Origin of the sequence: Bacillus sp. 123MFChir2, assembly GCF_000383235.1 — a bacterium.
In the GTDB taxonomy this organism is placed as follows: domain Bacteria; phylum Bacillota; class Bacilli; order Bacillales; family Bacillaceae_G; genus Bacillus_A.
Genome location: NZ_KB910955.1, coordinates 44,112 through 52,750, shown reverse-complemented (window position 1 = coordinate 52,750; position 8,639 = coordinate 44,112). Strand labels below are relative to the sequence as shown.

General features: G+C 35.7%; 7 protein-coding genes. 5 read left to right on the top strand and 2 right to left on the bottom strand.

Features of this window, described 5'->3' with window-relative positions:
* Positions 1 to 14 precede the first annotated feature (14 nt).
* Complete coding sequence (locus H280_RS0115855; protein ID WP_269208750.1) at positions 15 to 1,346, bottom strand: ISL3 family transposase; 1,332 nt, start codon at positions 1,344 to 1,346, stop codon at positions 15 to 17.
* The gene (locus H280_RS0115850; protein WP_231401778.1) at positions 1,342 to 1,761 is read right to left on the bottom strand and encodes a transposase family protein; all 420 of its coding nucleotides are present in this window, start codon (positions 1,759 to 1,761) and stop codon (positions 1,342 to 1,344) included. Before H280_RS0115850 ends, H280_RS0115855 begins: the two co-directional genes overlap by 5 nt.
* Positions 1,762 to 2,203: 442 nt before the next feature.
* Here H280_RS0115850 and H280_RS0115845 point away from each other — a divergent pair, with 442 nt between their 5' ends.
* The 5 genes from H280_RS0115845 to H280_RS0115825 all read left to right on the top strand — a co-directional run bounded on the left by H280_RS0115845 (position 2,204) and on the right by H280_RS0115825 (position 8,579).
* Complete coding sequence (locus tag H280_RS0115845) at positions 2,204 to 5,233, top strand: efflux RND transporter permease subunit (RefSeq protein WP_020062122.1); 3,030 nt, start codon at positions 2,204 to 2,206, stop codon at positions 5,231 to 5,233.
* Positions 5,234 to 5,717: 484 nt separating this feature from the next.
* The gene (locus tag H280_RS0115840; protein WP_028411265.1) at positions 5,718 to 5,960 is read left to right on the top strand and encodes a DUF1294 domain-containing protein; all 243 of its coding nucleotides are present in this window, start codon (positions 5,718 to 5,720) and stop codon (positions 5,958 to 5,960) included.
* Positions 5,961 to 6,234: 274 nt separating this feature from the next.
* Positions 6,235 to 7,005 (top strand): CPBP family intramembrane glutamic endopeptidase, encoded by a 771-nt coding sequence (locus H280_RS0115835; protein ID WP_020062120.1) that lies wholly within the window; start codon positions 6,235 to 6,237, stop codon positions 7,003 to 7,005.
* 140 nt (positions 7,006 to 7,145) lie between these two features.
* Positions 7,146 to 8,075 carry an EamA family transporter RarD gene (rarD, locus tag H280_RS0115830; protein ID WP_020062119.1) on the top strand — a complete coding sequence of 310 codons (930 nt, stop codon included), beginning with the start codon at positions 7,146 to 7,148 and terminating at the stop codon, positions 8,073 to 8,075.
* Between the two features lie 78 nt (positions 8,076 to 8,153).
* Positions 8,154 to 8,579, top strand: coding sequence for a divergent PAP2 family protein (locus tag H280_RS0115825; protein ID WP_020062118.1), 426 nt, complete (start codon positions 8,154 to 8,156; stop codon positions 8,577 to 8,579).
* Positions 8,580 to 8,639: the final 60 nt, after the last annotated feature.

Genomic DNA, 8,639 nt, shown 5'->3' with positions numbered 1-8,639 from the left:
GGTTCTTTCCAAAGTTAGTTGAAAAGAACCGTTTTCTCATATTCTAGTAGTAAGATTTTTTTTCTCAATAAATCGAACAAGCAACGACCATACATGGTGCGCTTCACCAACTTTAATTTATTGATTTTCCCTTCGGCTAGACCATTATTGTATTCATAATCGATGGCATTTTTCACAGCTGTCAAATCTCTTTCTATTCCATTGATAAAGCTATTGAGCGGTTGAATATCTAGCGCAGTCGCTCGTTCAATCCAGCTTTGCAGTGCATCGTTCTTTTTTTGTTTCAGGATTTCCCTAAAGTCATTCACCAAGTTTATGACGGATTCGATTTTCGGATGCAACTTGTAAATTTCTTTTATTTGTTCTTCAGATAATTTGATTTTTGTTTTCTCTGAATAGAACAAAAGAGCGATAACCTCTTTTCGTTTCACGAATTCAAACTCCGTATCATGTAACAGTCGAGGGTCTTCAAATAAAGATTTTTTCAGTTTGGAAACATAATGGCGTACAGTAGAGGCAGAACCTTTGTATCCTTTTTTTCGAAGTATGGCACCAATCTGAACAGATGTATACCGATTGGTTACGTACTGTTTTATTTCTTCTGCATAGGGATCTAGCATGCTCGTTCTCGTTTGCCCTAAGCTTGCATGTACTCCTGTTGTTTCTGGATTCAAATATTTGGAGATAGTTCTGCGATCTAACCCGAGTTGACGTGCGATACTTCGCTTGGAGTTTCCTTGTTTATACAGCTCTCGTGCTTCACATATCTGTTTTTCTTTCTGCAACTTTTTGTGTTCATGAGATATTTTCATTGTGCTCATCAGATACTCTACTTGTTCGCTTAATCCTATGGATAAAATCTTTTTCACTGTTCTGATATCCATCTGTAAAGCTTTCGCTATTTGGTGAAATGTATAGCCGGTATCCATTAAGCCATTCGCTATTTTGACTTTTTTTGTGAATGGTATGTTTAGATTATTCGCGTTCATAAGGGATGCTTTCTTTGAGGTTGTCACTGGGATTTTGACATTCGTTTTTATGATGGACTTGAAAAATTCTGTACAATACTTTGTCAGATTTTGAAGCAAGTGAAAGCGATCGCTTATTTGAATAGCCTTCGGATGGGCCTCCGCAATGGAATGAGCATACGTAATAGAACCATCTCTAGAGACAATCTCCAGATTTGGAAAAGTTTTCAGCCAACTTGTCACTTCTTCACCGTTTCTAGAATGAATTAAGTCAACCACTCGATGTGTATCTAAATTTATCATAATCGTGCCATATGTATGTCTCTTTTTTAAAGCAAAATCATCGATACAGACTCTTTTTACATGGGTTTTATCAATTTCGATTGTTTTTTTTTAGTAGATTGCAAATGGTACTTTTTCCAACCTTCGCAATGCCACGGTTCAATATTTTTTCAGCTACAAGCGAACTGACATTTTGGGCGATTTTCATGATTTCTTGTTCCAAGCGAGTGGATTTTTTCGCTTTATAGGGTAAAAATAAGAATTGTTCAGCAAATGTTTTGCGATGGCATTGCGCATTATGACAGAACATTTTGCGGTTATTGATCACGTATACAACCTTCTTCCCTTGAATGGGCAAGTCATGAAACGTCCTTTCATAGCGAGAATGAACTTTGATCGAAGCCGTATTGCAGGAAGGGCATATTACTGATAACCTCTCCGAGGTAATCTGAATAAATAGTGTATCCTCTACAATTTCATGTGAAAGATATCTAAGTTTTTCATCTAACATTTTCACCACATTATCCACTTTACAGCACCATCCCTCACTTAAATAATAGGAACAGTATGGACAAATTGTTAGAATTTCAACCAACTTTGGAAAGAACCATATTTAGGTTGACATTTACAGGGTAAAATTTACAATTTAAAAAGGAGGACAAGAAGGGAGGAATTGACGATAGTTATTAAAAAAATGTAGGAAAGCTATAATCTTTTCTAATAATGACAGGAAGTTATTTAGTAAAAAGAGGAGAAATCTGTTTTTAAAAATCAGAAATATAAAAATATTTAAAATAGATTGGTCTATATTCTATATCCGTACATTTTCATGGTAGTCGTAGTAAAAATAGAAACTCGTATATTAAGAAAGTTTGCAATTTATATGAGATTATATCAATCAGAGCGTTTCGTTTGATAAATAAAATAAACACAAAAGAACAGGGGGAATGGAGATGGGATCTTGGATTCGCTTTTCTTTAAAAAATGTAGGTGTTGTTTTTCTTGCAATGATTTTTATCGTTGTTGGCGGAATATACTCTATTAAAACGATGAAAATGGAGCAGATGCCAAATGTTGATATTCCATATGTGATCATAAAGGTTCCTTATATGGGTGCCACACCAGATCAAGGGTTAGAAGATATAGGGAAACCGTTAGAAACTGCACTCTCTAATATTCAAAAACTCGATAATGTATATATTGAATCCCACAGCAACAGCGTAGTTGCTATTTTAGGATTTGACATGGATCGGAAAATGGATGAGGCAGAGAAAGATGTAACAAATGCCGTTGCGTCTCTAAAATTACCGGATGGGGCAGGGAAACCTGTCATTATAAAAGATAGTCCTTCACAGATGCCAGTACTTACTTTTGCCATTTCTTCAGATAATGCTAAGCAAGCTGATATTTCGCAATATGTGAACGAACGAATTAAAACGGCTTTGTCTACTGTTGAAGATATAGGTAAGGTGGATGTTTCCGGTGAAACGGAAAAACAGTTATCTATTAAACTTGATGCTGAAAAAATGAAAGAAAAAAATATTACTTATGATGTAGTGAAGCAGGCACTTTTAGCCCACAATTTTTCTTTTCCAGCAGGGCAGGTCAATTTAAATGAAAAAACGTTAAATGTTCAAGCAGACTTCAAACTGAAATCACTTACTGACGTGAAAAATGTGGAAATGATGGTGCCAGGTCTTGCAGAAGTACAAACAGTAAAGCTATCAGATGTGGCAACTGTTGAGTATGGAAGTAAGACAGAAACGATATATACAAGACTAAAGGATACACCTGCTGTTCTTGTATCAGTTAAAGCGCAGCCAGGAGCGAACGCGGTTGAGGTTGTAAAACAAATGAATCAAAAGTTATCCGATTTACAACTGCCAGATGGATATAAATTGACTAAGCTGTATGATAGTTCGAAACAGGTGGAAAAATCGGTTAATAGCATGCTTAAGGAAGTGTTGCTTGGAACGTTATTTGCTGTCATCGTAACATTTGTATTTTTGCGTAATGTGAGAGCCACGATTGTGGCAGTATTATCGATTCCACTTTCAGTGTTAGCGGCTATGATTACAATGAAGTATTTACAATACAGTTTGAATATGATGACGCTGGCAGGTATTGCTGTAGCAGTTGGTCGGGTAATTGATGATTCTATCGTAGTAATTGAAAATATTTACCGAAGAACGTTAAATAGTAAACAGCGTGATGAAAGCATGGTTCTTGCGGCTGCTAAGGAAGTTGGCGGCGCAGTTACATCTTCAACAGTCACAACAATGGCGGTGTTTGGTCCGCTTTCGTTCGTACCAGGGATTATTGGGAAGTTCTTCGCACCTTTTGGAATCACAGTTATTGTGGCACTTGCATTCTCGTTACTTGTTTCATTAACAGTTGTGCCACTTCTTGCTAAATTGTTCTTATTGCGTTTGAAACATAAGGAACCACAAGAAACGATGTTACAGAGAACATACCAACGTATGCTGAGCTGGGCGATGCAGAAAAAAGTGATAACGCTTATTCTGGCTTTCGTTGTATTTTCTTCATCTTTAGTACTTGTGCCGATGATTCCGAAAAACTTTCTACCTGAAGAAAAGGCGGTCTCATACAATTTAACAACAGACTTGCCTGTTGGAACTTCACTTGATAAAGCGAACAGTGTGGCGAAGGATATGGAAAGTATTCTTAGTAAACAAGTGAGTGTGAAAAATTATCAAACAATCGTTTCAGGAGAAAGGGTTCGCTTATCTATTGACCTAAAGGATAACATGACGAAAGAAGAAGTAACAACTTTTGAAAAAGATGTTAAAGAAAAAATGAAAAATTTGGGGACGGGTATTGAAACAGCATTGACACCAATCGGTATAACAGGAGGAGGGCAATTTGCTCTTATTGTGGAAGGTGGAAATGCTAGGGATCTGGAAAATGCCGGTAATAAAATTGTAGAGAAGATAAAGGATATAAAAGGTTTGTCCAATGTGAAAACAAACTTATCCGCAGTAAAGCCGCAACTTAATCTAGCAATTAATGAAGAAAAAGCTGCTGAAAAAGGTCTGAATCCGATGATGGTAGCCGCTTTTGTAAGGGGAATTATCTCTGGTGAAAATATCGCGGCAGTACAGTTAGATGGAAAAACGACATCAGTGAATGTAGGCTTAAAAAGCGATAATCTTACGTCTATTGAAAGTATTACAAGTCAAAAGATTACGAGCCCTCTTGGTCAGCAGGTAATGTTATCGGATGTAGCGACACTTTCTGAAGAGCCTGGACCTTCTGCGTTGTACCGTTTGAATCAACAAGAGTATGTACAAGTAAGCGCAAGATTTACGACAGATAATGTTTCTGGTGTTCAAGCAGAGGTAGACAAACGATTAAAGGCTCTAGATTTACCAAAAGGAGTAAAATATCGCTCGGAAGGACAGTCACAAGCTATGAATGAGGGCTTTCAAAATATGATTGTTGCTATGGGAATCGCGGTTGTTCTCGTCTTTATGGTTATGCTAGTGACATTTGGAAATGTAATGGCTCCATTTGCGATCTTATTTTCCCTACCATTCCTGTTTACAGGTGGTTTACTTGGATTATATATGACTAACGAACCTTTAGGTATGCCTGCACTTGTTGGGTTCCTCATGTTGATTGGAATTGTCGTTACGAATGCCATCGTATTGATGGATCGCGTTATGCAAAATGAAAAGCAAGGAATGACTATAAAGGAAGCTGTATTAGAAGCAGGGGCAACAAGGCTCCGTCCGATATTAATGACAGCCCTTGCTACAATTGGAGCACTTATGCCATTAGCGTTGTCTACTGATGGAGGACTCATCTCTCGATCCCTTGCCATTGTGGTTATTTCTGGTTTATTAACATCTACGCTCTTAACGCTAATTATTGTACCGACTGCTTATTATGTGATGGATATGATAAAGCGAAAATTCACAAAGAAAAAGGCGGTTTTGAATGTAGAAGAAGAGACAGCGTAAAGAAATAAGGGGATGGAAAACTTTTCCGTCCCCTTTGCTTTGTTGAAAAAAGATTATGTCAAAGAAAATACCGATTTTTGGGTATTTTTTGATTTCTATTCGTTTTCTTATAGTTATAACGATCTCTGTTAACTCGTTTATATGAAATTCGTAATATTATTACCATGAATGTTTTCGTGTACTATATAAATCCAAGTTGATTTTTTAACATCTAAGTCGCTGCTATGCAGAACAAAACATGGCCGCTACTTGCTTTCTACCTTTGTTTCAAACTTTGCACGTGGCAGGAAAAGGCCCTGACCGCTTCTATGCATGGTCAGATGCTCTCGTCCCCCTAAAAAAGAGTTTTTTTATTTGTATTTATATAATTTAAAAACAAAATGAGTGTATAATAGATTGAAATTCTCGCCAGTAAGAAGTTTACTATCTAGTGAGTGTAAGACAAATAGTTGGAAAAATGTATGAAAGAGGTTTTCATAATATGGTGAAATGGAGTTATTTTGTTTTTATTAATATTTTTGCTTTTATAATGATGGGACTAGATAAAAGGAAAGCAAAGAAGAAGCAGTGGCGTACACCAGAGAGTACGTTATTTTTAGTTGCGGCAGCAGGGGGAGGAATTGGAGCTTGGATTGGCATGTATATGTTTCATCATAAAACACACAAAAATAAGTTTGTGTTTGGTATTCCATTACTTGCCGCTGCGGGAGTATATGTGTGGATTTAAAATAAAGTTTGACCGTATTGAAAAAAGATGAACTGAAATCCTTACTTAATACAGAAAGGATTTCAGTTTTTTTATTGTTGATACAGTTAGCTTAGTTCAAGAAGGAGATACATTTAAATGTAGAAGTTAAGCAGGCTTTAAGGAATTCTTTATTCTCCAGAAATGTGTTTATTGAGTATAGATGTATCTTGGGAAAAGTTGTTTGTTTAATCTTACGTATGGTATTTTATTCCCTATTAGTTTGTGTTCTAATTAATACAAAGGGGGCAGGTAGATGGATAATGATATTAAACGATATTTAATATGCACTTTCATATTTACGTGGGGACTTTGGGGGATATTAATTAGCTTAATAAAATTACACATTACTACACTCGGAACTCCATTAGCAATGATATTGTTTGTTTTCGGGGGGAACATGCCAGCGATTATTGAAATTAGTTTAAAGAAAAAATATGGATCGAAAGAGGAATTTAGAGTATTTATCAAAAATATTGTTAATCCTAAACATCATTTTGCATGGTATCTTCTGATTATTGTTCTAGCTTTTATTAGCTGTTATATGCCAACAATATTTGATGGAGCAACGATGCAAAAACCATTATATGTGGCATTACTTAGTTTTCCAGTGATGATTATTGGTGGCGGATTTGAGGAAATTGGCTGGAGAGGATTTTTACAACCTGCACTTCAGAAAGGGTATTCGCCATTTTTAAGCACCGTGATTGTGAGCGTAATATGGGCTATTTGGCACCTGCCATTATGGTTCATTCCAGGCACGAACCAATCTCAAAGGAACTTTATATCTTTTACAATTACAATAATTGCAATATCTTTCATACTAACTACAATTTATAATGCAACTAAAAGTATTTTTATGTGTCTCATTTTTCATGCGCTTATGAATTCTTTTTGGGAAGTATACGTGCCAAATGATAAGATTTTATCGGCCTTTGTAACTCTTATTTTTGGAATCTTCGTTTTTATTTCATATAAATTGGTAATAAAAGGAAAAAGAAATTTTTATAAGAGTCATTCAATTTGACGGAAGAAGAACATGTTTTGATTAGTCTCTTTAAAACATGCTCTTTTCTTTTTGATATTATAAAGAGTTTATGTAGCGGAAAATTGTAAAGTAATAAAAGGACACTTTATAATGAAGAAAAAAGAAAAGAGGAGAGTCAAATGGAAGCGCAAAAAAAAGGGATCATATATGCGACAAGTGCATATATGATGTGGGGAATCCTGCCACTTTATTGGAAATTGATAGACGACGTTTCGGCAGAAGAAATTTTAGCGCACCGCATTGTTTGGGCATTTGTTTTTATGTTATTTGTTTTATTCATTTCTAAACGTTTTGGTCAGTTTACGAACGAGTTTACACAACTTTTTAAACGCCCTAAATTATTCATGTCATTAACGATTGCGTCTATATTAATTAGCGGGAACTGGTTTGTGTACATATGGGCAGTCAATCATAACCACGTCATCGAAGCGAGTTTAGGTTATTATATTAATCCGCTTGTTAGTATTTTACTTGGCACGCTTGTGTTAAAAGAAAAACTTAATTTTTGGCAATACATTGCTGTAGGTTTAGCTGCGTTTGGAGTTGCAATTTTAACAATTCGTTATGGATCGATTCCGTGGATTGCAATTTCGTTAGCATGTACATTTGGTTTATATGGTTTATCAAAGAAACTATTAGATTATGATTCTATGATTGGGTTAACGATGGAAACAATGATTGTAACACCGATCGCTCTCGTATATTTAGGAATGCTTGGTGCCAAAGGGATTAGTTCGTTTGGGACAGTGTCGATTACATCGACATTACTTCTAGCGGGAGCGGGTATTGTTACTGCACTGCCGCTTTTATATTTTGCAAAAGGTACAAAGCTTATTCCGTTATCAATGGTCGGTTTTTTGCAATATATCGCACCGACAATTAGTCTTGTATTAGGAATCTTCGTCTTTCATGAACATTTTACTTCTGCACACATGACGGCATTTTTCTTTATTTGGATTGCGTTATTTATCTTTTCGATAGCAAAAACGAAATTTATGTTAAATAGGCAGCCGAAATTTATAAAAAATAAATCTGCAAAAGTTTCGTAAAACGGCATAGTATTATATATGCCGTTTTCTTTATAATGAAAGTAAGGATATTCCATTATAAGCGGTGAGGTGCGAATTATGGAAACAATTTTACATAACAACCCGTTAATGTCTGCAGTGATTGCATGGTTTTTAGCACAACTTGCAAAAGTTATCATGACCTTAGTAAAAAAGAGAGAATTTGATTTTGCGCAGTTTTTTGCTTCTGGCGGCATGCCGAGTTCTCATTCTTCCACCGTGACAGCATTAGCAATCGCAATTGGAATTGAAGAAGGGTTTTCGAGTTCTATATTTGCTATTGCGACGATTTTTGCAATTATTGTCATGTATGATGCATCTGGAGTGAGACTTGCTGTCAGTAAACAAGCGAAAATTTTAAATGATTTTTTTCATGGAAGACAAACGGAGTATAAAAAATTGAATGAACTTGTTGGGCATACGCCATATCAAGTCATAGTAGGGGCACTTTTAGGAATTGTTGTTGCGATTTGTTATTGTTCGTAAGCAAAGTGAGAAATGAATCTTACTTTGCTTTTTGTTATGCGCATATTTACGTATTTGTTT

Bases quoted from the DNA above. Each gene is read 5' to 3' on its own strand.
- H280_RS0115835 (WP_020062120.1), top strand. From the start codon at position 6,235: ATGGATAATGATATTAAACGATATTTAATATGCACTTTCATATTTACG.
- H280_RS0115845 (WP_020062122.1), top strand. From the start codon at position 2,204: ATGGGATCTTGGATTCGCTTTTCTTTAAAAAATGTAGGTGTTGTTTTT.
- H280_RS0115850 (WP_231401778.1), bottom strand. From the start codon at position 1,761: ATGTTAGATGAAAAACTTAGATATCTTTCACATGAAATTGTAGAGGAT.
- H280_RS0115825 (WP_020062118.1), top strand. From the start codon at position 8,154: ATGGAAACAATTTTACATAACAACCCGTTAATGTCTGCAGTGATTGCA.
- rarD (WP_020062119.1), top strand. From the start codon at position 7,146: ATGGAAGCGCAAAAAAAAGGGATCATATATGCGACAAGTGCATATATG.